General features: G+C 53.0%; 18 protein-coding genes. 14 read left to right on the plus strand and 4 right to left on the minus strand.

Features of this window, described 5'->3' with window-relative positions; translation table 11 throughout:
• Positions 1-48 precede the first annotated feature (48 nt).
• From ACO064_RS10050 to treZ, 11 genes are all read left to right on the plus strand, one after another.
• Entirely contained in the window at positions 49-1,035 is a 987-nt protein-coding gene (locus ACO064_RS10050; protein ID WP_421827245.1) for an ISAon1 family transposase, read from the plus strand.
• 71 nt (positions 1,036-1,106) lie between these two features.
• Positions 1,107-1,454 carry an SOS response-associated peptidase gene (locus ACO064_RS10055; RefSeq protein ID WP_421831007.1) on the plus strand — a complete coding sequence of 116 codons (348 nt, stop codon included), beginning with the start codon at positions 1,107-1,109 and terminating at the stop codon, positions 1,452-1,454.
• Between the two features lie 49 nt (positions 1,455-1,503).
• Entirely contained in the window at positions 1,504-5,499 is a 3,996-nt protein-coding gene (locus tag ACO064_RS10060) for an ATP-binding protein (protein ID WP_421827246.1), read from the plus strand.
• Positions 5,500-5,718: 219 nt separating this feature from the next.
• Positions 5,719-7,071, plus strand: coding sequence for an insecticidal delta-endotoxin Cry8Ea1 family protein (locus tag ACO064_RS10065; RefSeq protein ID WP_421827247.1), 1,353 nt, complete (start codon positions 5,719-5,721; stop codon positions 7,069-7,071).
• Between the two features lie 199 nt (positions 7,072-7,270).
• A complete protein-coding gene (locus tag ACO064_RS10070) occupies positions 7,271-8,422 on the plus strand; it encodes a lipase family protein (RefSeq protein ID WP_421827248.1) in 1,152 nt (383 codons plus the stop codon).
• Between the two features lie 17 nt (positions 8,423-8,439).
• Positions 8,440-9,459 carry a carboxylesterase family protein gene (locus ACO064_RS10075; RefSeq protein ID WP_421827249.1) on the plus strand — a complete coding sequence of 340 codons (1,020 nt, stop codon included), beginning with the start codon at positions 8,440-8,442 and terminating at the stop codon, positions 9,457-9,459.
• 228 nt (positions 9,460-9,687) lie between these two features.
• Complete coding sequence (locus tag ACO064_RS10080; RefSeq protein ID WP_421827250.1) at positions 9,688-9,846, plus strand: hypothetical protein; 159 nt, start codon at positions 9,688-9,690, stop codon at positions 9,844-9,846.
• A 20-nt stretch (positions 9,847-9,866) separates the two neighbouring features.
• Positions 9,867-11,111, plus strand: a complete 1,245-nt coding sequence (locus ACO064_RS10085; protein ID WP_421827251.1) for a DUF418 domain-containing protein — start codon at positions 9,867-9,869, stop codon at positions 11,109-11,111.
• Between the two features lie 311 nt (positions 11,112-11,422).
• Positions 11,423-12,679, plus strand: coding sequence for a hypothetical protein (locus tag ACO064_RS10090; protein ID WP_421827252.1), 1,257 nt, complete (start codon positions 11,423-11,425; stop codon positions 12,677-12,679).
• A 144-nt stretch (positions 12,680-12,823) separates the two neighbouring features.
• Positions 12,824-14,431, plus strand: a complete 1,608-nt coding sequence (locus tag ACO064_RS10095; RefSeq protein WP_421827253.1) for an alpha-amylase family glycosyl hydrolase — start codon at positions 12,824-12,826, stop codon at positions 14,429-14,431.
• 6 nt (positions 14,432-14,437) lie between these two features.
• Positions 14,438-16,300 carry a malto-oligosyltrehalose trehalohydrolase gene (gene treZ, locus ACO064_RS10100; RefSeq protein ID WP_421827254.1) on the plus strand — a complete coding sequence of 621 codons (1,863 nt, stop codon included), beginning with the start codon at positions 14,438-14,440 and terminating at the stop codon, positions 16,298-16,300.
• Here treZ and ACO064_RS10105 read toward each other — a convergent pair.
• Complete coding sequence (locus tag ACO064_RS10105) at positions 16,297-17,046, minus strand: glycosyltransferase family 2 protein (protein WP_421827255.1); 750 nt, start codon at positions 17,044-17,046, stop codon at positions 16,297-16,299. The genes treZ and ACO064_RS10105 overlap by 4 nt on opposite strands.
• 58 nt (positions 17,047-17,104) lie before the next feature.
• Between ACO064_RS10105 and ACO064_RS10110 the strand changes: the two genes are divergently transcribed.
• Entirely contained in the window at positions 17,105-17,842 is a 738-nt protein-coding gene (locus ACO064_RS10110) for a class I SAM-dependent methyltransferase (protein WP_421827256.1), read from the plus strand.
• A gap of 15 nt (positions 17,843-17,857) precedes the next feature.
• Here the strand turns inward: ACO064_RS10110 and ACO064_RS10115 are convergent, their stop codons facing one another.
• The 3 genes from ACO064_RS10115 to nagB all read right to left on the minus strand — a co-directional run bounded on the left by ACO064_RS10115 (position 17,858) and on the right by nagB (position 22,062).
• Complete coding sequence (locus ACO064_RS10115) at positions 17,858-19,180, minus strand: glycosyltransferase family 4 protein (protein ID WP_421827257.1); 1,323 nt, start codon at positions 19,178-19,180, stop codon at positions 17,858-17,860.
• Positions 19,177-19,917: a class I SAM-dependent methyltransferase gene (locus ACO064_RS10120; protein ID WP_421827258.1), complete on the minus strand. Its 741-nt coding sequence runs from the start codon at positions 19,915-19,917 to the stop codon at positions 19,177-19,179. The genes ACO064_RS10115 and ACO064_RS10120 overlap by 4 nt, the downstream gene beginning before the upstream one ends.
• A gap of 186 nt (positions 19,918-20,103) precedes the next feature.
• Positions 20,104-22,062, minus strand: coding sequence for a glucosamine-6-phosphate deaminase (gene nagB / locus ACO064_RS10125; protein WP_421827259.1), 1,959 nt, complete (start codon positions 22,060-22,062; stop codon positions 20,104-20,106).
• Positions 22,063-22,245: 183 nt separating this feature from the next.
• Here nagB and ACO064_RS10130 point away from each other — a divergent pair, with 183 nt between their 5' ends.
• Together ACO064_RS10130 and ACO064_RS10135 are read left to right on the plus strand one after the other, a co-directional pair.
• Positions 22,246-23,268, plus strand: coding sequence for a S66 peptidase family protein (locus ACO064_RS10130; protein WP_421827260.1), 1,023 nt, complete (start codon positions 22,246-22,248; stop codon positions 23,266-23,268).
• A 196-nt stretch (positions 23,269-23,464) separates the two neighbouring features.
• Positions 23,465-25,852, plus strand: a complete 2,388-nt coding sequence (locus tag ACO064_RS10135) for an ABC transporter permease (RefSeq protein WP_421827261.1) — start codon at positions 23,465-23,467, stop codon at positions 25,850-25,852.
• Positions 25,853-26,178 lie beyond the last annotated feature (326 nt).

The following is a 26,178-nucleotide window of genomic DNA, read 5'->3' on the forward strand; positions in this document are numbered from 1 at the left end:
CAGAGGGAACGCGAATGACGAAAGAATTCGCGCTTTTTTTAAACCAGCTTGACGGATTTATTCCCCCACAGTACCAATAGCCTGGGTCGTTTATATGGCGTTGACGGAAAACGTTTGTCCCGCCAGTATCGGACCCATTTGAGCCATTTTCAGAACTGGTCCCAGCTAAAACATGCTAAACAGTGGCTGTTATATCCCCAAAATATAGGAACGCATTTATCGATCGATGAGACTAGCCTTTCGCATGGCGAGTTATATACGATTCTGACCAATAAAGCAGCCAAAGGCCAAAAGGGCAGTATTGTAGCCATTATCGCCGGTACAAAAGCGGAAACCGTGATCGCTATTCTCCGGAAAATTCCCGAAAAGCTCCGCAAAAAGGTCACCGAAATCACTTTGGACATGGCGGGTAACATGGCTTTGATTGCCAAAAAAAGCTTTCCACGAGCTACTCAGGTCACCGACCGGTTTCATGTTCAGCAATTAGCCCTGGAAGCCGTTCAGGAAATGCGCGTCGAGTACCGGTGGGAAGCCCTGGATGCCGAAAACGAAGCCCTTGAACAAGCCAAAGCCACTCAGAGTGAGTACGAGTCCCCGGTGCTTTCCAATGGCGATACCCTTAAACAATTGCTGGCCCGCAGCCGGTATGTGCTTTATAAAAAACCGGGTGATTGGACTGACAGTCAACGGGAACGGGCTACGCTGCTTTTTGATCGGTACCCTGATCTGAAAAAAGCCTATGATCTCAGTCAAGCCCTAAGCCAGATCTTTGAGAATACGACCGATAAACTTTATGGCTTGGCTCGTCTGGCTAAATGGCATGAAAAGGTCCGGCAGTGCGGTTTTAAGGCCTTCAACACCGTGGCCCGTTCGATTCAAAACCACTATGAGACAATCCTGAATTATTTTGACAACCGCAGCACCAATGCGTCGGCCGAATCTTTCAATGCTAAAATCAAAGCGTTCCGAGCCCAGTTCAGAGGGGTAAAAAATGTGGAATTCTTTCTTTACCGATTGACGCAGTTATATGCTTAATCCAAGATGCTCCACAACTTTTGCTCTTGATCCCAAAAGTTGTGGAGGACGTTGCATTTTTTTAGGTTTGTATTTTTAATCAAACCCACCGCTGCCTTCTGCTCATCGACGGTTTCTACGTATGGCGCCACGAAGGGAAAGCGAAAATCCCGTATCACATCACCCTCTCGGATCAAAAAACGTTTGCCCTGGGCTGTATTTATTCGGTCTGGAAAAACCAGCCGACGTTCTCGATTGTGACCACGGCGGCCAACCCGATCATTGAATACATTCACAACACCAAAAAGCGCATGCTGTTGATGCTGAGTCACCAGGAGCAACGTCGCTGGATCGATCCGGGTCTAACCAAGGCCGAAATCAAAGAACTGATGCAGCCGCTTGATGAGTCGCTGATGAAAACGGAGGTCATCGATAAATAATAGGCCCGTTCCGGGTTCGACTAGTAGCGATCGAATATTCCTTCCTGATTTGGCTAATTGGGGCGCCAGACGTATTTTTAGCCTTCTCTCCTCTTTACTGTCCATGAACGTCTGTGCTCGGCTCTGGTTGCTCTGGCTGGTTATCACCAGCAACGTGCTGGCTCAGGAATTACCCAGCCGTAACCTTAGTCTTCAGCAGGGCTTACCCGAATATTATGTTTCGGGGATCGTACAGGATAAGGCAGGCTTTATCTGGGTCGCCACACGCGACGGACTCGCCCGCTACGATGGCCGTCAATTTACTGTGTTTCGCCAACAGCCCTTTAGTCCCCATTCGCTGGCCAACAATGTCATCCTATCGCTCCAATCGGTTTCGGATACCACTCTGTTGATTCATTTTGAAAATGGTCGTTTCCAACTATTTAATCCTGTTACTGAACGGTTTGCCGAACTGGTTACCCCCAAGCCGCTGGAATTAAGTGCAGAAACGATCTTGTCCCCGAAGGAAGACCAGTTATGGGGTCGGTTACCCTACCAGTTGGTAGGCTTCAATCGGAAAACCAGGCTGTTTCAGGCATTCCCGTTTCCTCAATCAGCCAGGGCGTTTAACTACAGTGCCCAAAAGTCTTTATTGCTGGATACGCAGGGGCATCTGTTTACCGCCACGACGGGCCATCTGCTCGAATTTGTACCCCGCACCAACCAAGTTCAGGACTGGCCGCATCCTGATGTGGGTCTGCCCAGTGAAACTGTCGAAACCTACTACGATACCCACCTGCTCCAACGCAGCAATGGCGAAATCATCATTACAGCAGCTCAGCAACTCCTACTATTCAATCCAAAAAACCACCGGTTTCGGTCTATTCCTGTCCCTGGAGCAATCCATGTCCATGCTGGCCTGATCTATGAGGCTGCCGACAAAAATATATATTTCACTTGTGCGATGACGGTCTACCGCCTAACGATAGATGATCGCATCGAGCCCATCTGGACCGCTCCCCGTATCGATTACCAGAATTATTTTCACGCCCTGTTGGTCGATCGAACGGGGGTGTTGTGGATCGGCACCAACGGCGATGGCATTTACCAAGTCGATCTAAGCGCATTGCCCATCAAAACCTATCCCCAGCGGACATCATTTGTTCAGGATGTACTGACCAGGGAACTGGGTTTATCCGTGCCGGAATGGGCAGAAACAAATCGATATGATTATGAATTACGGTGGGGTGGAACGGCTCCCTATTTGAGTCTGGGGATTGATACGGGGTATGAACTCTTCCGTGCTGACCGCAGGACGAGATCGCTACGATCCTTGCTCAGACTACCCGGGACTCAACAAAACCCAACCAGTCATGGAGGCAATGGCATTCGGGTTCTATCAGATGGAACGGTCTGGCTTTACAACCACCACTGGGGCCTATTGAAAGCCGATACTACGGGACGGCTACTGGAAAGAGTGGCCAAGCCACTGCCCATTGACCATGTCTCGGCCATTCAACCCATGGGAAACTGGGTATGGATTGCCTCCGAAGAGAGCGGTTTGTACGCCTATGATTTGAAGACCCAGCGGATCGTGCAACATTTAAGCTACCAACCGGCGGATTCCACCTCACTACTCTCCAATCAAGTGCTAGGGCTGGTTGCTGATCCCAACCATGCAAACCTGCTCTGGGTGGGTACCCAGGCCGGGCTCGGTCGCCTGAATACCCGCAACCTCCGCTTTCAAAACTGGACGGAGAAGCAGGGACTGCCTAGTACCAGTATTCAAACACTGCTGGTTGACCGGCGGGGGGATCTCTGGTTCAGTACCGTCAAAGGCATCAGCCGATTGAACCCTCGAACGGGTAAGATGCGGCATTTCGGTAAGTCAGACGGGCTGCTTGACATTGAATATCGGCAAAATCACGCGCTGACCTTACCGGATGGTCGATTGGCGTTTGGGGGAGCTACGGGTATAACCGTGTTTGATCCACAGCGCCTGCTGGAGGGGGCAAAACCCATACCAACCGCTCTAACGGAGCTCAGAATTGGTAACCGATTGGAGGAACCCAGCCAAAGTGGTTCTCCCCTGTCGTTACCACTGAATGCCATCCAGACCCTACGACTGCAACCCACGCAGAACTTTTTGAGTCTGGAATTTGCTGGCTTGCAATACAATAAACCTACCACCCTTCAGTATCGCTACCAGTTAACCGGCGTGGATGCCGACTGGGTCTATGTGGGTAACCAGAACGTGGCCAATTATACACAGCTGGCACCCGGTTCCTACGCATTTCGGGTTAATGCGGCCGATGCACTGGGAAACTGGAGCCCCTTTGTTAAAACCATTCAGATCATTATTGATCCCCCTTGGTGGCGAACCTGGTGGGCATATGTCCTGTACATACTGCTGCTGGTAGGACTCATTCGCGCTTACATCCAGTATCGGATCAACCAGGCTCAGCTTCAGCAGGAAGCCCAACATCTGAAAGAAAATGCCGAGTGGCAGACGCGTTTCTTTACCAACATCACCCACGAATTTCGAACACCCCTCACGCTGATCATCAATCCGCTGGAGAAACTTCTGGATACGCCAGTGCTGCCGACCCGGACAGGGCTCCTCCAGCAACTGGGTGTCATGCACCGCAATGCCCAGCGCCTGTTACGCTTAATCAACCAGTTGCTGGATATAGCTAAACTGGAAGCCGGTCAGTTGGCCAGTGTTGAATCACAGGGAAATCTACCTACTTTCTTTGCCCAACTAGTTGATGCGTTCCAATCCAGAGCCGAAAAAAAGGGGGTGCAGGTAGCTTACGAATCAGTAGGACTCACGGCCGATTACCGATTTGATGCCCAGAAGCTGGAGTCGATCGGCTATAATCTACTAGCCAACGCGGTCAAATTCACTCAGCCTGGCGGTCAGATTAGGGTTCGCCTAACCGAAGAAACTATGTGGGGAGGTCCCAGCAGACTTCAGCTGCAAGTTGCGGATACAGGGCCAGGCATTTCGCCCGAGCAACTCCCCCACATTTTTGACCGCTTTTTTCAGGGGCATCATACCGACGTTAGTACCCGCCAGGGAACCGGCATAGGATTGTTTCTGGTGGCTGAATTTAGTAAGTTATTAGGCGGATCCGTAACCGTCGACAGTCTGCCGGGGCAAGGAACTACCTTCACCGTGAGTCTGCCTCTGAAGAAGGCTGACTCAGGAACACCAGCCCTGAAAACGATAGCTGGCCCAACTAACCAATATGCTCAGGTAGCTCCCGTTCGGTTGGCAGTCCCCGCAACAGCTTCTCTGGTGCTGGTGGTGGAAGACAACGACGAACTGCGGGAATTCATCGCGAGGGAACTGGCAGGCCACTACCGGGTAATTACCGCAGCGGACGGGCAGGAAGGCTGGCAGCTTTGCCTGAGTGAGTTGCCTGAACTGGTTATCTCGGATGTGATGATGCCCAAGGTAGATGGCTTTACGCTGGTGGAGCGAATTAAAACAACTCCGCTGACGGCCCATATTGCCGTGATCCTGCTGACGGCTAAAACCATGACCGATTCGCGCATCCAGGGTTTAACGGTGGGGGCCAACGATTATCTGACCAAACCCTTCAATGTTCAGGAACTGAATTTACGAATTAGCAATTTGCTCCGCCATCAACTGCAGTTGCGCCAGCGTTGGCAGCAACAGATGAGTCAGGTAGCTAAAGAACAAACAATAATTGCGGAGGTTCCGCTTCCAGTTGATGACCCATTTCTGCAAAAACTGTACGATGTACTGGATACTCAACTAGCCAACTCGGCCTTCGGGGTTGACCAGTTGGCCGACGAACTGGCCGTCAGTCCGCGAACCCTGCTTCGCAAACTAGATGTCCTGACCGGCACCAATGCAAACGAATTAATCCGGGCCTTCCGGTTACGGAAGGCCGCCAGTTTGTTAGACCAGGGTTGTTCCGTGGCCGAAGCCGCTGAGAAAACGGGCTTCGAAGGGCAGTCTTATTTCGCAAAATTGTTTAAAGGCCAGTTTGGTCTCTCTCCTTCAGCCTATAAGCTCGCCCAAAACCGCTCCTAGGACGCCCTACTCCTGTACTACTTATTCTTCCTGTTGTCTTATTTTTTCGCTTTTGGCCCGATCTGAAGCGAGCAGCAGCGCATATTGTCTGATTTTTACTAGTCGATTGTCGGTTTTTTGCTACTCTCCAGGGGGCTGCGCCAGCTAGTTTTGCTCCGCCATTGAACGGAATTATCTGAACTCAAACATCTTTCTCAATCAAGTTAAACACTAGAAGATATGTCTTCACAATTAGGATTATATAATCGCCGACAATTTCTGGAACGCTCAGCCTGGGGCTTCGGCAGTTTATTAGTTTCCTCATCGCTGCTGCAAAGCTGTATAAACGATCACAATATTCCTCAGATCATTCCTCCGGGTTTAGGTGATGACGTTGATTGGAATAACGATGCAAAATTAGCAGTCGCCACTGCGCTCGGTTATATCCCCGAAGTTGGTGTATTCGTTAGCGCTCTGGTAACCATCATTTGGCCTTTCTCAGGTAGCAGCCCCTGGGACGGGGTCAAAGCCCAGGTCGAAGCACTCGTGGATCAAAAACTCGCTGATGATGACTACAATCGGGTAACGGCTAACCTGGCGGGCCTGCGTGGTGTGATAGGCGATTACAAGCAGGCAATCACAAACAATGCTGATATCAAAACGTATTGGATAATTGCCTTTACGGATTGTGATCTGTATCAACCCAGTTTCCAACAAAAAGGGGACGAGGTGCTCCTGTTGCCCTTATTTGCGCAGTTTGCCAACCTCTACATGGGTTTATTACGCGATGTGGTACTATTTGGTAAAAGCTGGGGGATGACCGATACCGAGATCCAGACATACACTCAGAAATTTGACGATAAGTTCACTGAATTTACGAACTATGCCTATACCACGTATAGTAACGGCAGAGCACCTAAACTAAACATCCCGCGGGACGATAAGGCGATGGAACCGTTTCGATCCACCAACACCTATGACCGCTTTATGACGATGCTGGTCCTTGATTATATGGATGCCTGGGGCTATTTTAATCCTAGACTATACCCGAATGGAGCGGTTAATCCGGACGGAACGAAAATACGCATATTTACCCGCGAAATCTATTCGGACCCGTATGGCAACCGGGTAAATTTCGATCGCAAAACCCCACCCTTCGCTTTACCGTCGGAACCTGCCTACGATTTTCCGACTCAGATAACTGTATGGGCGGGGCATCGAATTGATGCAGTTCAGCTAACCTACCCAGCCGGTGATGGACCCAATAACGTTACCACAACGCCCCGGATGGGTGACAGTAATGGGGGTAGTCCTTATACATTTGACACAGGGTCTGCCATCCCGATTACCAAGGTTGTGGTATCCTATGACTGGACAGCCGGGATGACTGCCACTCAGGTGATTGACTCGCTTCAGTTCACATTTAACAATGGCTACCAAACGGGTACGATGGGCACAACACAGGGACAATTTACCCCTAGTGCCGGGTATAATGGTTACGGGCTGTCAAGTATTTACATTGATGGCGTCGATGAAACGTTAAGCTACGCTGCCAACTGCATCGTGTTTGGATTTCTTCCCTGGCCAAAGTAAATGCGATTCGTGATCGTTCTGGCATGCGCCCCCGCCACCACTTTCATTACCAACGAGTTAAAGGCGACTCGTAAGGCCACTGGGCAGCTTTAGACGTGTGCACTAATGCACTTAACTAGCACGCTTACTACTATAACCTAATTGTCCAGCTAATTCATGGCCGTGATAGCCTATGTATTGGCTGGACAGCCCGGAATGTATGAAAAAGGACTATCATGTTGTTGCCCTGATTCTGCTGGGCGTCATGGCACTCGCTTCCTGTAACGACCATCTGCTGCCGCCGGGCATTGGTGAACCTAACGCCCTAACCGATACCCACAAACGAATTGCCCTGCTGTGTATGCTCGCCGATATCAACTATGATCTGGTGGCTGCATCCGAGCAGGAATTAAGCCTCAACACGCTAAAAATTAATGAGACGCTGCAAACCAACGCTGATGCGCGCGCCTATTTGGGTGCCGATTGGCAGGTCGTTTGGGGGCCCGCCATTGCCAATAGCAAAAAGAAATCCAGCACCAGCCCCGTCGACAGTTTCGTTACCGACAATACGATGTATGTAGCCAGAGGAACCGACCTGACAACGGGCAAACTAATCCATGTGGTGGCCATTGCGGGGACGAATGTCGTTTCGCAAAAAGGAGCGATCGCCGAAGATGTGAATGTGGTCAGCGAAACTGACTGGGGAATACCGGGTAGTGGTAGAATCAGCGCGGGTAGCCATGTAGGTTTCACCATCCTCAACTCGATGACCGATGCTACTACGGGAAAAACCCTGCTCCAGTTTTTGAGCACGCTCAACGCGCCTGGCCCCTCTGAAATCGCCTTTACGGGCCATAGTCTGGGCGGAGCCCTCTGCCCCTTGATGGCCCTCAAATTTATTGAGTGGAAGCAACAGATGGGGTATTCGAACCTGACGGTCAGTATTTATCCGATTGCTGGACCGACGCCAGGCAATGCAGAGTTTGCCCTGTATGCCGCCCGGCAATTTGGTGCCAATTATCACTCAGTTATCAATGCCAATGATATGGTTCCCCATGCCTGGCAGAAAGATAGGTTCGCCCAAATTCCCTCGCTCTATAAAAATACCCCTCCGTTCAATCCGGGTGGTACAGCGGGGTTTACCTTACCACTCAAGGAGCAGCTTGACTATGATGCGCTGAAAGTGGTGATCGATAGTAAAACCTACCAGCGTATCGCACCTGAGCAGGAGTATGTCTTTCAGGGTGGGGCAAATAGTTATCCCGATGGGTCGGGGACTTATTTTAAAGAGGCTAAGTATCAACATACTATCGCTTATTACAAGGATGCGTTCGGGTTTCCCCAACCCATTATTGATGCGCTCGCCAACTAATACTGCCTGAACTAGCTATGCTTTATTTCAAATCCCACCAGTTACTCCTCCTTATTCTATTCCACCATCTGCTTTTGTTGGCGGCCTTACCTGGCCTCTCCCAAACCGTTCCGTTAGGCGTTGAATCGCGTCGACACATCGAACACATCACCCCAACGGCTAGAAAGCAAAGCATGACCTATGCGACCAAAGAGTCAATCCCGCTGAAGCTGGATGTCTACACCACGGGTGACAGTGTATCGACACAAAAAAAAGCGTGTGTCCTGTTTGTTTTCGGGGGAGCCTTTATGACCGGAAGAAGGGATGATAGTCTCTACAACAACTATTTCAATAGCCTGCTAGCCCACAACTACGTAGTAATTTCCATGTCCTACCGGCTGGGGCTAAAAGGGGTAAAGAACCTGTCAAAATTTAACATTACCCCTCTGGAGAAAGCCATTGGTATGGCTGTAGACGATGTCTATGACGCCACCAACTGGATCATTAATCACGCGGGAAAGCTTGAGGTTGATACCTCTCAGATCGTTCTGTCGGGATCCAGTTCGGGAGCGATTACCGTGCTGGAAGCCGATTTTAATCGACGAAACCGCCAGCCGGTAGCCCAGAAATTACCCGCCAATTTTAACTATGCGGGCATTGTGGCCTTTTCGGGGGCCATCTTCAGCGTGGATGGACGGCTCCAATTTAAGGTTCCTCCAGCTCCTGTCCTGTTGTTCCATGGAACGGCCGATAAGATGGTCCCCTATGAGCAGATTCGGTTTCTTAATCGGGGGATGTTTGGCTCGGCCTCAATTGCCCGCACGTTTAAAGAAAAGGGTTATCCGTATTATATCTACCGGGCTGAAGGGTTGGGTCATGAAGTATCGGTATTGCCCATGATCGATCAGTTACCGATTATCCTTGATTTTCTGAGCCAGTTTGTGGCTAACCGCAAGCGGTATCAGATCGACCTGTCGGTCAACGACCCAGCGGCCAAACCCACGATGGTTTTAACTCCCAGGGAACTCTTCCGGAAATTACAACAAACGAATCCATAAAAACGCCTACTAAACTGGGTTTACCAACAACCAAGAATGTGTATCTCCAAGTCAATCAATACAAGACCATCCACCTCGGAAAATGAGCGAAATGTCGCCGTCAGGAGACGTGGTCAGACCGCTCTTTTTTATCGATCAACCGATTCTGTACGAAGAGTTGGCAGTGACACGGTTTCACTTATCCGAGAAGCCAGGTCTGTCAACCGAAGGATAGTCTCGACGGGCATTATGGCCAACCTGGAAAGCTTTCGCCAGGTTCATCGGCGAAAAGCCACCGACTTTCTTACGTCTTATCAGCAGACGGATCAGTTCGCTATAGAGCGGGAGTTGGCCTTGTCGACCTGGTTTACCCTGCTGGCTACCCGCGTCAGCGAATCCCGGATTTAGTTCTTTTTCTTTCTCAACGTATGGTCTTTGCTATTTGCCATCCTTTCAGGCGGATCACTACCCTGGATGTGCTGGGAGGCCTGGCGTTGCTGGGGCTGTTGATCGCTCAGGCTTATGGGCAACTGGCCGGTGCTCAACCGGCCAATCCGTTAACGGTGGCTCATTCCCCCGCCGAGCTGCCTGCTCAATTTATGGTGCAACTTCTGGTGGCAGGCCAATTCGAGCGAATGGGCAGCTTTTTGGTTGGACTAGGATTTTACCGGTGCTTCCAACCTGCCGGACTGGATGGTCCCCGACTGGCAAGGTTGGCGATCGACCGCATAGTCCGGAGGCAATTGCTGCTGGTACTGGGGATAGGGCTTGGCCTGAGTCTACTGTTAGGGTCGGCTGATCTACTCGTTGGGTATGGGTTGCTCGGCTTGACGCTAGTTTACTTTCGTAACCAGTCGGTGGCCAGTCTGCTTGGCTGGATGATGGGCTTATCCGGGCTGGCCATTGGGATACCCTGTTGTCTGTTTCTCCTGCATTCCGCCGGGGTGAACGCTCAGACCCTAACCGATTCCCCCATTGAGTCGCTGCTACTGCTGTTTGTTCAACAGGGAAAATTCGGGGAGGGAATCGGCTGGCAACCCATTCGGGAGTGGGTACTTTCCAGCGAATCGGTGAGCCAGGGCTTTTCGACAGTTATTTCATACGAACTAATGATGTTGGGTGGCTTGCTGGCGGGCAAGCTGGGGAGGTTGAGACGAGATCTGAGGTTGAAAGTGCGGTTATCGTTGGTCGAATTACTGGTCTTACCAGCCGCTTTACTTTTCAAAGGCGTACGGGTGTTGATGGCGCTGGGGCTTGTGGTACTGCCGAAGCAGGTTGTCACCTATCAACCCATGCTGTTAGCCCTCAGTGATTTTTTGGGTCCCTTATTGTTGACAGGGGTATATGTGCTTGATGTAGGAGTAAACGTCCGATTGACACCCACAGGCTGGGCCAGCTGGCTGGGCCGGGTGGGCCAGATGAGCTTATCGAACTATGTCTTCCAATCGATCCTGTGTAGACTTCTGCTAGATGGGTTTGAGTTCGTGGTGCCAGGCCCAATCCCTGTATGGGCAAGAGCAGGCATCGTCGGGGGCATTTTTGCCTGTCAGGTTGTCTTCAGTTGGGTATGGGGTCGGCGCAATTGGCCGGGGCCACTCGAATGGATTTGCTGCCGATGGATCTACCCTAGAAAGGGCCGGTTGAAATCATCTATCCGGACTGAGCAGTTGTGAATAATTGGTTAGACTGAATGCAGAATTGGTCTGCTTGTCTCATCCCGGAATAGGCCTGTTGAAGGTCGAAATCAGGTTTGGTCGACCGCCGGGCGGCCCCGCGATATAACCTACATCCCAATGACTAACGGGTTTCTCTATCTATGCGCCATTATGGATTGGTACAGCCGCTTTGTGTTGAGTTGGCGATGTCTTTTGCCTACCCACCCATGACCAATCTGTGGTTCCATTGGATATGAATAAAGTTACCGTTTCAAACAAAGCGGTAACTTTCCGGCTTTCAACCGACTCGATCGTTGTATCCCGGACGTATGATTGGCCGAATTCCGTTTTCCCAGAAGCAGTCTATCCATCTAATATGGATCGTGTTGCTGCTCATCGCGGTGGGAATGACCCTCAAAACCATCTGGATCCCGCTCACGAACGACCAGCTGGGCTATACTCTGGCGGAAACCCTGATGAACTACGGCTTCGGTTTTAACCGGCGGGCACTGGTGGGTAATTTTTTCCTTCTTTTTCAAAACCGGACCCTTCTTCTGGCCCTCATCACGCTGGCCTACAGCCTGTGTCTGCTGTCTCCCCTGGTGTTGTTTTTTTTGCTCCGATCCGGGAAAGAAGCGGCCTGGAGCCTGATCGGTGCTTATCTGATTTTCTTCTCCCCGTTCGGAATCGCCCTTTATCTGAAAGACCCGCTGGCGATTCGCAAAGAGCTGTTTTTTTACCTGTTCTTTCTCGGTCTGGTTGCCTATGACGTCAGAAGCTGGCCCGGCAATGTCGCCTTTATCATCGTCGGTGCCTTGGTTCACGACAGCTTCTTTTTCCTCTTTCTACCGTTTTTGCTGGGTTACCACTGGTTGAACCAAACCGCCACCCGGCAGCAACTGGGGCTGTATTTTGCCGTAGGTACAATCGTCACGCTCCTCCTGTCGACCCTGAGTGGCAACTCCCGGACCATTACGGAACAGTTTGTCGAGCAGTATGTCGCCCTGGGTTTTAACCGACACCAGTTCGCTGCATTTGCTTATTTTCAGAAATTACCCTTCTGGACCAATATCAACAACGCCCGGGTGCATCTGACCGGTATGAATCCTTTTCTCTATCTACTCCTGTATGTCGGTCAGTTTGGGGCTTTGTACGGGCTGCTCCGCCTGTTCAACATCACCCTGACGTATCAAAACCGCCGTCGGCTCCTGGTTGCCATTTGCGGTATTGGATTGATGGCGGTATTGCTGTCCCTGATTGCCATGGACTACGGGCGTTGGCTGGCGATGGCTTTCGGATGCTCCCTGCTGTTGATTTCCAGCCAGATCCAATCCGTTGACATCCCGGCCTACCACAAATCGATGGGGGTTCGGGTTGCGGTGGGCTTTTTGTCGGTTCTGCTGCTTTTGGTCATTCGTATTCCCCATTTTACCGACCTGGCGTTCAACCCGACGGAGTGGTTTACCGTTCAGAAAGCCTTCATCCTGGCGGGCCTGGTTCTGGCCGCGCTGCTGATTGTGCTCACTTCTGCCTGGGGCAGGGCATTTTCCGAAAAAGGCAGTTCTGTTGGCGAGAAAATGTCTTAAACACCGAAAACCGGACCGAATAATCGTTTTTCGCCTTTTTTTCTCATCCCAGAACCCGTAATTGGGGTTACTAAATCAGCGAACGGCCATCCCGAAACATCCGGGATGACCGGCGTGCAGAATCATCCCGTACCCCGGACACTTATGGAAGAACAGCAAACGAAACCTCTGTGGTGGCAGGAAGGCGTCATTTACCAGATTTACCCCCGCTCCTTTCAGGATAGCAACGGCGACGGCATCGGCGACCTGCCGGGCATTCTCAAACGCCTGGACTACCTGAAAGAACTGGGTATCACCGCCGTCTGGCTTTCGCCGATTTATCCGTCACCGATGGCCGACTTCGGCTACGACATTGCTGATTATCAAAATATTCACCCTTTGTTTGGCACCCTGGCCGACTTCGACACCCTGCTGACGGAAGTACACCAGCGGGGTCTCAAATTGATTCTGGATCTGGTTCCCAATCATACCTCCGACCAGCACCCCTGGTTTCTGGAATCCCGGTCGTCGCGCACCAGCCCAAAGCGTGACTGGTACCTCTGGCGGGATGCCCTCCCCGACGGCTCCGTTCCCAACAACTGGCTCAGCGTGTTTGGCGGCAGCGGCTGGGAATGGGACGAAACCACACAACAGTATTATTACCACGCATTTCTGAAAGAACAACCCGATCTGAACTGGCGGAATCCGGAAGTGCAGCAGGCGATGTTCGACGTCATGCGGTTCTGGCTCGACAAAGGCGTCGACGGTTTTCGGGTAGATGTGATGTGGCATATGATCAAGGACGATCTGTTTCGCAACAACCCGCCGAATCCGGACTACCAGCCGCACCTGGCAACCTATGAGCAGCTTTTACCGGTTTTCTCCACCGACCAGCCCGATGTGCACGACTTGGTTTTGAAAATGCGGGAAGTCCTTGATCGGTATCCCGAACGCATGATGATCGGCGAGATTTATCTCCCCATTCACCGGCTGATGACCTACTACGGAACCGACGGCAAAGGCGCGCATCTCCCCTTCAATTTCCTGCTGCTGCAACTCCCCTGGAACGCCCGCCAGATTGCCACGGCCATCGATCAGTACGAAGGGCTGCTACCGGCGGGCGGCTGGCCCAACTGGGTGCTGGGCAACCACGACCAGCCCCGGATTACGAGCCGGGTCGGCCGCGATCAGGCGCGGGTGGCGGCCCTGCTGCTGCTGACCCTGCGCGGCACTCCCACGCTCTATTACGGCGACGAAATTGGAATGCGGGATGTTCCCATTCCGCTGGAAGAAGTGCAGGACCCGCAGGGGCTGAACATGCCGGACAAAAACCTGAGCCGCGACCCCGCCCGAACGCCCATGCAGTGGGATTGGCAGCCCAATGCCGGTTTTACCACCGGAAAACCCTGGCTCCGGCTGGCCGGAAACCATGCCCGCCAAAACGTGCAGGTGCAAAACGAAGACCCCGATTCGATGCTTTCGCTGCACAAACGCCTGCTGGCGTTGCGGCAACGGGAGCCTTCGCTCAGGGTGGGCGATTACGCGCCGGTGTATGCCGACACCAATCTGATGGCCTACATTCGGCAGGCAAACGGGCATCCCCGGTTTTTGGTGGTGCTGAACCTGAGCCACCGACCGGCTTATTTTAAACCGACAGATCCTTCGCTGAAAGGCGTTATTGCGCTGGCTACTTCCCGCGAACGGGAAGGAAATACGGTAAGCGAAACCATCACCCTCAGCGGTGACGAAGGAATGATCATTCGACTTGACTAAACGATTATGAAAACCATTGGTGCAAATTATACCGGTAACGGTTCCTGTATGTTTACCGTTTGGGCGCCGGAGAAAGAATCCATGACGCTCCTGCTTCTCGATCCTGCCGAACGCCAAATCCCCATGCAACGCGTGGAATGGGGGTATTTTTGCGTGGAAGTAACAGATGTTCAGCCAGGTACGCGGTATTTTTTCAAACCGGACGGCGGAAAAGCCTACTCCGATCCGGCCTCCCATTTCCAGCCCGAAGGCGTCCACGGCCCCTCGGCGGTGGTCGACCATGCTGCCCATGCCTGGCAGGATCAGAATTGGCGGGGCCTCCCCTTCTGCGATCTGATTCTGTATGAACTGCACGTCGGCACGTTTACGCCCGAAGGCACGTTCGAAGCCATCATTCCCCGGCTCGATGCGTTGATGGAAACCGGCATTAACGCGCTGGAAATCCTGCCTGTCGGCCAGTTTCCCGGCACCCGCAACTGGGGCTACGACGGCGTTTACCTATACTCGGTTCAGAATTCTTACGGCGGTCCGGACGGGCTGAAAAAGCTGGTGGATGCCTGCCACGCCCGCGGCATGGCGGTTTTTCTGGACGTGGTCTACAACCACATGGGCCCCGAAGGCAATTATTTCAGCCAGTTTGGACCTTATTTCAATGCCAAATACCACACGCCCTGGGGCGACGCCATCAATTTCGACGACGAATGGTCGGATGGTGTGCGGGATTATTTCGCCAACAATCCGCTTCACTGGTTTGAGCATTACCACCTCGACGGGCTTCGCTTCGATGCCATTCATGCCGTGTTCGACATGGGCGCTTTCCACATCTGGGAACAGGTTCATCACGAAGTCAAGATACTGGAAAAACGCTTGGGACGTTCGTTGCACCTGGTGGCCGAATCGGACCTGAACGACCCGCGCGTCATCAAATCACCCGAGATGGGCGGTTTCGGTTTCGATGCCCAGTGGCTCGACGATTTTCACCACGCACTATACGTTTTGATCCATAAAGAAGGCAAAGATCGGTACGGCGATTTCGGCCAGATGGAGCAACTGGCCAAAGCCTATACCGACGGTTTTGTGGTTAGCGGGGAATATGCTTCTTTCCGAAAACGAAAGTTCGGCGCTTCGTCGGCAGGTCTGCCGGGCGACCAGTTTGTGGTATTTAACCTGAACCACGATCAGGTCGGCAACCGCGTGGGGGGCGAACGGCTGTCGGTTCTGGTTGATTTCGAGCGACAAAAAGTGGCCGCGGCCGCTGTGTTGCTGTCGCCTTATGTGCCATTGTTGTTTATGGGGGAAGAATACGCCGAAGATGCGCCCTTCTATTATTTTGTCGACCACTCCGAAGAAACGCTAATCCGGGCGGTGCAGGAAGGCCGCCGGGATGAGTTTGCTTCTTTTGGCTGGACCGACGACCCGAAAGACCCCTTCGATAAAGCGACTTTTACTGACTCCATCCTGCAGTGGGAAAAGCGCAAAGAAGGCAAATATGGGATAATGCTCGAATGGCACCGGACACTGATCGAATTGCGCCGGACTGAGCCGGTGTTGCAGAACGTCGCCAAAAATGACCTCCGCGTCACGGTTTTGGGCCAATCCGGTTTTGTTCTGAATCGTCAAACCGCCGACGGCCAATCGCATATCCTCAGCCTGTTTAATCTGTCCGATGAAACGGTTTCGTATGCACTACCCACCTGGGCATCGTCCTGGGACAAGATTCTGGACTCGAAAGACCCTAAGTGGCAGGAAGTGGTCGCTTCAGAAACCGCCCTGTTGCCCGCTCAGGCCGAACCGGGCCAGCCAATCAGCCTGCCGCCCTGTAGTGTCACTTTGTATCGCACCCACAAACCAGTCACGAATCCTTTTTAGCTTAAAAACCGAAACCGCACCGCCCGGACCACAATCCGGACGTGGTTCCACAAGGCCGTTGCCACGCCGAAATGATCGGCCAGCACGGTGAACCGATCCCGGAGCGACTGCCGGTGCCGCTGAACCGACAAACCGCCCACCAGATATTTACACAAGACAAAATCGAGCATAACAACTTTCTGAGCGGTTTTCAGACAGCGAATTTCCCAATCGACATCCGCGCTGAGGTTGTCGACCAGAAAGGGCGGAGCCAGCTTTCGGCGGGCAATAAACGCCTGATGACAGACTTTCATCCCCAGGGCCATGTCGCGCCAGTTCAGATGGCGGGGCAGGACGTGGGGCGTAACCTGGCTTCGTAGCCCCAGGGCTTTGCCGTGGTCGTCCACAAACAGGGCGTCGCTGTAATAAACATCGGCGGGATTGTTCCGAATCTGGTTCAGAAGCTTCGGCAATACCGTTTCGTCGTGGAGTTCATCACCGGCATTCATAAACCAGACATAGTCGCCCGTGGCCCGTTGCTGGCCTTTGTTCATGGCGTCGTACAACCCGCGATCGGGTTCCGAAATCCAGTGGGTGATGTATTTTTCGTACTGCCGCACGATGTCCAGCGTCCCGTCTTTGGAATTACCGTCGATGATCAGGTACTCCACCTCGGCGCCCGGCTGGTTGGCCAACAGGCTCTGAATGGTGCGCTCCAGAAAGCGTTCGGCGTTGTAGGTGATGGTGATGATGGAAAGTAAGGGCATAGAGTGATCGCGGCAATTCACAAAAAAACGGTAATTTTACGTGCTAACCAACGGCTGAATGGAAACGAATTCAACAACCTCATCGGCACTTCAGGACGCATACCGATCGCAATACGCTGATTCTGACCGCACCTGGCGGAATATGGGCGCCCGGATGAAAGCCGAAACCATTCGCCGTCTGTGCCAATCCTATAACTTTCCGAAGATGCTCGACGTGGGTTCCGGCGATGGGGCGGTTTTGCAGCAACTCGACCAGAACCGGTTTTCGCCGGCCATGTATTCCCTCGAAATCTCGGAAAGTGGGGCCAGCCGAATCCGGGAGCGGGGTCTGTCGTCGTTGCAGAACGTGCAGCTATTCGATGGCTACAAAATACCGTATGGCCCGAAAGAATTCCCGCTGGCGACCTGCTCACACGTCATCGAACACGTGGAACACCCCCGGCTGTTGTTGCGTGAAATTGCCCGGGTTTCGGAGTACCAGTTTTTTGAAGTACCGATCGACTTCAGCTTTTTTGTCGACAAAAAAACCGATCACTTCCTGTCGTACGGTCACATCAATATTTTCACGCCCTCGCTGTTCAAGTTTCTGCTCAAATCCGAAGGGTTCGAAATTCTGGCCGAGCACAGCGTTTTCTACGACACGGCCGCCATTCGCCATTCGGCTCCCAACACATTGGCTTTCTGGGCCATCTGGCTGAAAACCCAAATCCTGAAATCCGTTCCCGCTCTGCGAAAAATCAAACCGAGCGCGTTTGCGGTGTTGTGCCGGAAGAAAAGCGATTTGGCGATTTTTTAATTGCCCCTAAATCCCCTAAAGGGGACTTTCAGATCCGGAATCAGATGCGTCCAAGTTCCCTTTAGGGGATTTAGGGGCAATTTTTTGTTCGTACAGGCGAATATACTTCTGAGCCACCACGGTTTCGTCGTAATGCGTGACCACATGGTTTCGGGCGTTTGCCGACAGTTGCTGAAAAGCGGTTTCGGATTGTTCCAGCACCCACTGAATGCCGTTGGCCAGATCCTCCACCGAGCGGTAGTTGACCAGATAACCCGTCTGCTGATGCTGAACCATTTCGGGAATACCGCCCACCTCAAAACCGACCACGGGCGTTCCGCAGGCCATCGACTCCATGATGGTGTTGGGCAGATTTTCTTCCAGCGACGGAATGACGAACAGATCGGCGGCACTGTAGGCCGTGACGATCTGCTGCACACTTTTCAGCGAACCGAGAAAGTGGTAGCGGAACGGTAATTCCTGCAACACACTTTCGTCGCCCGCTCCAAAAATCAGCAGTTCCACATCGTCGGGCTGCGCCAGTTGCTGCCGCAACAACCCCAGGGCTTTCTGGAAATACGAAAAGCCTTTGCCCACCGCCGATACTTTCGTAGCGGCAAAAAGAATAAACCGTTTGTGATCCGGCAGTTTCAATTCCCACCGGGCAACGGCTTTCGGAACCGGAACGAACACCTGGGTATCCAGTGGATTCGGGATCGATTGAACCCCTAATTTACCAAACAAACTGCTTTGCCGCGCCCGGTTGGCCAGCCACTGGCTGCACCCTACGGGCGTCAACCGGGCGTTTTGATACGCCGTTTGCTTGCGGAGCCAGCCGCTGTGGGAGAGGTCGTCGGGCGCAGCAGTGCGCAGGAACGGGCAGTTGCCGCAGTGGTGCTGGTAGCCCTCGCAGTTGCCGCTGTGGTGGCAGCCGCCTGTGAAAGCCCACATGTCGTGCATCGTCCAGACGACCGGTTTTTGCAACGCAAACAGCTTGCTCAGCGACCTGGTTGACAGAAAACCAAACGAAGTCCAGTGAAGATGCAGAATGTCAGCCTGTTGGACGAGCGGATGCTGGCTGATGTCGGTGCCGATCAGCGCAGGCGAAAAGGCAAACCGCAGGTCGCGGCTGCGTTCGAAGGGCATAAAGGTCAGGCGGTCGAGCGCAAACCGGGCGGTGTTCCGGCGTTTTTGCCAGGGCGTTTGGGCGAGCGATGTCACAAACGGTTCGGCCACCGACGTGTTGGCCACCAGCATATCGGACGAAAAACCGGCCCGGTTCAGCGCCTGATTGATGCGATTGGCCGCAATGGCCGCCCCGCCAAACTGATGAAACGTACTCAGGTGCAGAACCTTCATTTGGTAGCCGTCAGAACGATGTAGGGCGAAAAGGCTTTGGTTTCGACCGGAACCAGTTTGAAAAACACTTTCAGTGGAAGCCACAGGACCTTTCGGAGCAGGCGACCCAGCAGCGGTTTTTCGGATTCTCGCTCAAACCAGAGCATAAACCGCCCGTCGTAATAGACCTTGATATTTTTCAGACCCAGCCGTTCGCTGGTGGTTCGCAGCAACTCCAGATCCATCGACCGGATGTTGTGTTTGGCGTAGTTTTCCGGATCGAAGGTCTTCTGAAACCAGCCGTTTAGCCCCCGGAAGTTGGGCAGGGTCACGAGCAACAAACCGCCCGGATTCAGCGATTCGACGTGTTTTTCGAGAATAACCGCCGTATCGTCGAAGTGTTCGATGAGGCCGTTCGAGGTCACCATATCGAAACCGCGTTGGGGTGAATACTGAAACAGATCGGTTTCGATCACCCCGACGGAATGTTCCGGCAACCCGTTCGCTTTTTCCAGTTCATGCAGAATTTTCGGATGAACAACGTAGTCGAGCAGCGTGGCGTCGGTGTTCAGGTGCTTTTTCATCCAGACCGAATAATAACCCGGAAAACCGCCCAGTTCCAGCACCGACTGGATGGGGTGAGCCGCCACCAGTTGCCGGATCAGGGGCAGAAACGGGTATTTGTTCGGAATCTGGAAAATGAGCCCCTCTTTTGATTCCCAGTAATTGAGCCAGAAGGCGCGGTCGGTTAAAGTCAAGTTGGTAAGGATTGAACGGGTGACAGCCCCGCGTGTGGCAAAAATAGACACCCGTACGACGGATTCAAAGCCGCGCGCCCGAATCCCGGCGCTTGCCGGCCTTAAAACGATTCAACCGGCGGCAGGGTCCAAAAAAAGCCCCGGCCGGGTGGGGCTGGGGCTTGTCGAAAGAAGTTGGTGAGTACGTTAGTAGTTCCAGCGGACAAAGGCTTCCATCGCTTCGTATTCGGCCAGACCGAGCTGGTTATACAAGCCGGCCGTGGCCCGGTTGCGTTCTTCGGCGCGTTGCCAGAACTCCCGCGAATCGGACCCCTGATAGACCACGCCGTCTTTCTGCGACTGGTGTTTGAAAATACCGAGCCGTTTGCGCATCACCTGATCGGGCGACATCGGAACCGCCATTTCGATTTCGTGGATATCCCACTCGGCCCAGGCACCGCGGTAGAGCCACACCCAGCAATCCTGCATGAAGTCTTCATTTTTCAACCGGCGAACGGCTTCCATGATGGCGTCCAGGCAAACTTTGTGGGTTCCGTGCGGATCGGCGAGGTCACCGGCGGCATAAATCTGGTGCGGTTTTATCTGTTTAATGACGTCCATCACCACCTGAATGTCGGCTTCGCTCAGCGCACTCTTCTCCACCTTACCGGTTTCGTAGAACGGCATGTTCAGGAAGTGGGCGTTTTCAACCGGAATCCCGACAAACCGGCAGGTCGATTTGGCTTCACCTTTCCGGATCAATCCTTTGATATACCGCACTTCCATCGAGTCCATTTCACTGTCTTTCTTGGCGCGCAGGAACTCGGCCGCATCGCGGAAAATCTGGGTTGCTTCGGGGCTGTCGATTCCGAATTTCTCGTTAAAGTCTACCACATAATCCGCAAACCGCAGGGCTTCATCATCGGCCACGGCAATGTTGCCGGACGTCTGATACCCCACGTGTACCTCGTGGCCCTGATCGACCAGGCGCTGGAAGGTTCCTCCCATCGAAATGATGTCGTCGTCGGGGTGCGGGCTGAAAATCAGGCAGCGTTTGCTGGCGGGCAGCGCGCGTTCGGGGCGCTTCGTGTCGTCGGCATTGGGTTTGCCACCCGGCCAGCCCGTAATCGTATGTTGCAGTTGATTGAAAACGTCGATGTTCAGATCGTATGCCTGGCCTACCTGCGCCAGCAAATCGCTCATCCCGTTGTCGTTGTAATCTTTGTTGGTCAGTTTCAGCACCGGTTTTTTCAGCGAGCGTGACAGGTACGTCACGGCCTTTTTAACCATGCTGTTGTCCCACTCGACCGTATCGACGAGCCAGGGCGTTTGCATCCGGGTCAGGTCCGACGCTGCCGCCTGATCGATCACGAACAGCGCGTTGGGGTGGGTTTGGAGGTACGAAGCCGGAATGGATTCGGTAACGGTACCTTCCAGAGCGGCCCGGATCACCGGCGCTTTGCGTTCACCCCAGGCCAGCAGAACCACCCGCCGGGCACTTAGAATGGCAGCAACACCCATCGTGATGGCCTTTTTCGGGGTTCGTACCAGACTTCCGAAATCCATGGCCGCAGCCGCCCGCGTCGAGTGATCGAGCATCATCAGGCGGGTGTGTGAATTGATCAGCGAACCCGGTTCGTTAAAACCGATGTGACCATTGCCCCCGATGCCGAGCAGTTGAAAATCCAGTCCACCGTACGATTGCATTTTTTCTTCGTACGACCGGCTGAATTCGGCCACTTTGTTGACCGGAACGGTTCCGTCGGGAATGTGATAATTGCCCTCCGGAATATCGACGTGGTCGAACAACTGCTCCTTCATGAACCGCACGTAGCTTTGCAGCGAATCGGGCTCCATCGGATAATATTCGTCCAGGTTGAAAGTCACCACGTTATGGAAACTCAGGCCTTCTTCGCGGTGTTGCCGGATGAGTTCGGCGTACACGGTTTTGGGAGAAGAACCGGTGGCCAGACCCAGCACACACAATTTGCCCTGTTGCTGTTTGGCGCGGATCAGATCCGCAATTTCGTGGGCGACGGCGCGGGACGCATCTTTCGCATCGGCGTAGATGTGCGTCGGAATTTTTTCGTACGTGATGGCCGATTGCACCGGCTCACCCGGTTTACGACCCGACGCATTTTCGACAATGGAAGGTTCAGAAATCATAACGAATGGTAGATTGTGGTTCGTGCGGTGCGGCAAAATTCGGTATACTTATTCGTAACACCAATAAAAATATTTTAAAATTTTTTAAAAATGCCGAATGCGATCTAAATTAAGGAATCGCGTTGTATTCTGTTTTATCTTGTTACTCTTTTTACCGCAATTCTTACTACTCGTTTCCGTCCCATGTCGTTTTCCCGCCGAAACTTTTTGCAAACGCTCACCGCTGCTGCGGCCATCCCGGCTTTTCGTCCACCGCTTTCGGTGATCAAACCACCCCGGCTCAAACCGGGCGACACGGTGGCGCTGGTAGGCCCGGCGGCTCCGGCTTTCACGCACGAAACGGTGCAGGTCGCGATGGAATCATTGCAGGCGCTGGGATTCAAAACCGTCATCGCCAAACACGTTTTCGACCGCTACGGCTACCTCGCCGGTACCGACGCCGACCGGGCCGCCGATCTCAACGCGATGTTTGCCGATTCGGGTGTGAATGCCATCATGGCCATGCACGGCGGCTGGGGTTGCGCCCGGCTGTTGCCACTGCTCGATTACAACCTGATCCGGCGGAATCCGAAAATTCTGGTCGGCTACAGCGACATCACGGCCTTGCTGCTGGGCATTTACGCCCAAACCGGTTTGGTGACGATGCATGGCCCGGTGGGGTCGGCAACGTTCAATCCATTCACAGTGAACTATTTCCGCCAGACGCTGATGGAAGGTCAGGCGGTTTTGATGGAAAATCCGCACGACAAAGGCGATTTGTTGACGCAGGTCAAAGACCGGATCGACACGCTGCACCCCGGCAAAGCCCGCGGTCGACTTGTGGGCGGAAACCTGACGGTTTTGAGCCACATGATGGGATCAAAATACCTGCCGGACTGGAAAGACAGCCTCCTGTTTCTGGAAGACATTGGCGAGGATGTCTACCGGATGGACCGGATGATTACGCAACTCAAACTGGCGGGCGTTCTGGATCAGATCAGCGGTTTTGTTTTCGGGAAATGCACCGACTGCGAGCCCGGCAAAGGCTACGGTTCGCTGACGCTGGAAGACGTTTTCCGGGATCACATTATTCCGCTGAAAAAACCGGCCTATTCGGGCGCCATGATCGGCCACATTACGCACAAATTCACCGTTCCGCTCGGCATTGAAGCCGAAATGGACGCCAATGCCGGAACGATCCGGCTGCTGGAACCGGCGGTACGGTAACAGTTTGAATGCCTGTCCGTCTGCGGTCAGCCAAACCGTCCATTTGCGGACAATAAACAAACCGAAGAGCCCTGCATATAGTGAAAACAGGGGTATTCGTCCTTTGGTACGGCTTTTGGATGAACCAGAACAGCCTGACTTCGTTTCCATCCCAGGTGATCATTTCCCGGCTTTAACCTTCAACACGGTGTTAACTATGCTACACAATTACCTAAAAATCACGATTCGGACCTTCTGGAAAAATAAGCTGTTCAGCGGTCTCAATGTAGTCGGGCTGGGAGTTGGTATGGCTGCGGTAGGCTTGATGGCGCTGTACGTTCTGGATGAATGGAGTTACGACCGGTTTCATACCCAGGCCGACCGCATTGTCCGGGTGGTTCATTATGCCCAGTGGCCCGGCGGGAACCTCAAACTAGCCCCGACCTCTGCGCCGTTTGGACCAGCCCTGAAGAACGAATACCCGGAAGTTGAAAAGGCTGTTCGGTTCAGTACGGAAGGTGGTGGACAGATTACGTTCAACGACAAAAAAATTGAGGTCGGCAACATCTTTTTCAGCGACCCGACGGTATTTGAGGTGTTTACGTTTCCGTTTCTGTACGGCGATCCGGCTTCGGCGCTGAGCAAACCGCAAAGCATCGTTCTGACGAAGAGCGTTGCCGAAAACCTGTTCGGTGATGCCCGGAAAGCGGTTGGAAAAGTCGTCGAGTTCAGCAACCGTTTTCCCAATACTGTGACGGGGGTGATCGAGGATGTACCGGCCAATTCCCACTTGCAATTCAAGGCATTGCGCTCGCTACCAGCCAATTATACCAGCGGCTGGCAGAGTTTCGAACTCTATACCTATCTGCTGTTGACCGAAGGAAGCAACTTCAAAACACTGGAGGCCAAGCTGCCCGGTTTCTACCAGAAATACCTGAAAAAAGAACTGGGGGAAGGGGTGAATTACCGCATGGAACTCCAGCCGCTCAGGTCGATTCACCTGCACTCGCAGCTTGACTACGAAATCAGCCCGAACGGCAACGCGCGGACGGTGTCCATATTTGCGGTCGTGGCGGCTCTGATTCTCCTGATTGCCTGCATCAACTACGTGAATTTATATACGGCCCGTTCCCTGAAACGGACCCGCGAAGTGGGCGTTCGGAAAGCGATCGGCTCATTTCGGCAGCAGCTCATCGGGCAATTTCTGACGGAGTCGATGCTCATGACGTTCCTGGCGGGTTTGGTCGGTACAGCATTGGTGGTCGTAGCCTTGCCTTTTTTCAATCAGTTAGCCGATAAGTCGCTGTCGATTCCCGATGGACCGACTACGGTCCTGGTGGTTGGTGGCCTTTCGCTCACTCTGGGTGCGTTGAGCGGTCTCTATCCCGCCCTGATGCTGTCGGGTTTTCGGCCTACAGCGGCTCTGCGGGGGCAGGTTGGGTCCCAATCGGGCAACAACTTTTTTAAGCAGTCGCTGGTCGTGTTTCAGTTTGTGGCCACCATTGCGCTGATTGCGTGCTCGGGCATCGTGTACCGGCAGATGGAATTTGTGATGCACAAGGATTTAGGATTTAATAAAGAGCAGGTGCTCACCTTTCACATCAGCAGTGACGAAACCCGCCAGCGCGTCGAGGCACTCAAAGAAGCGCTGCTACGGAACCCGTTGATACAGAGTGCGTCGGCCGCCAGTAATCCGATTGGCAACAATAACATCGGCGGCAACGGGATGTTCTTTGAGCAAAACGGGGCGATTTCAGAAGGTACGCAGGTTGTCCAGAAGTTTTCGGTCGATTCAGATTACCTCAAGACTCTGGAAATTAAGCTATTGAGCGGACGAAACTTTTCCGAATCGTTCAAAAGCGACCTGTTCGGTGCGGTTTTGGTCAACGAAACCCTGGTGAAGCAACTCGGCTGGAAAGAGCCCGTCGGCAAGCGGGTGAAATATTACATCGATCAGGAAAAGCACACCGCTGAAGCCCGCGTGGTGGGTGTCGTCAAAGATTTTCATACCTATTCGCTGCAGCACAAAATCGAGCCGCTGGTGTTGCAGATGCCCGCTCCTTTCGAGAAAGACAATGTCTATGTTCGAATTCAACCTGCGAAAGTGACCGAAGCCCTGGCCTACATTCGGTCGGTCTACCAAACCTTCGATCCGGCCAACACGCTCGATTTCCATTTTCTGGATGAAAACTTTTCGCATCAGTACAAAGCGGAACAGAAACAGGGCCAAATCCTGCTGACCTTCACGGTTCTGGCGGTGTTGATTGCCTGTCTGGGGCTATTTGGGCTGACGGCCTTTGCGGCTGAGCAACGCACCAAAGAAATTGGCGTTCGCAAAGTACTGGGCGCATCGGTCGCCAGCATTGTGCTGTTGCTGTCGAAAGACTTTTTGAAACTGATCGTCATCGCCATCGTCCTGGCTTCGCCCCTTGCCTGGTATGCAATGAGCCAGTGGCTGCAAAATTTTGAATACAAGCTTGAACCGGCGTGGTGGGTGTTTGCGCTGGCGGGATTGCTGGCCATCGCTATTGCCTTCCTGACCGTGTGTTTCCAGAGTGTGAAAGCCGCCCTGACCAACCCGGTGAAAAGTTTGCGCAGCGAGTAATTCATCAGAATCAATGACGGATTTGCCCCGGAGGGGCTTCCTGTTAATAGAAAATAAGTGTAAAATAACGATAAGCTCCGGAAGAGCGGCCTGTAAAAGAACGCTCCTCCGGAGCTTATTCCTGATCTGATCGCTACCAGTCTATTAACAGCAGGCTCCGCTGGAGCCGGACTACCTATGCGGCACCTGTAAGGATCTCGAAGCTTTATTAACAGCAGGCTCCCTCCACTGTAGCCGAACTAACCTTGGCGATCATCGAAAACGCAGGGAGTTGAAGAAGCCCGATCGGACATACCGGTCGGGCTTCTTGCTATTAGGATCCCAAT

It is taken from the genome of Larkinella sp. (assembly GCF_965227735.1).
Classification (GTDB): Bacteria; Bacteroidota; Bacteroidia; order Cytophagales; family Spirosomataceae; genus Larkinella.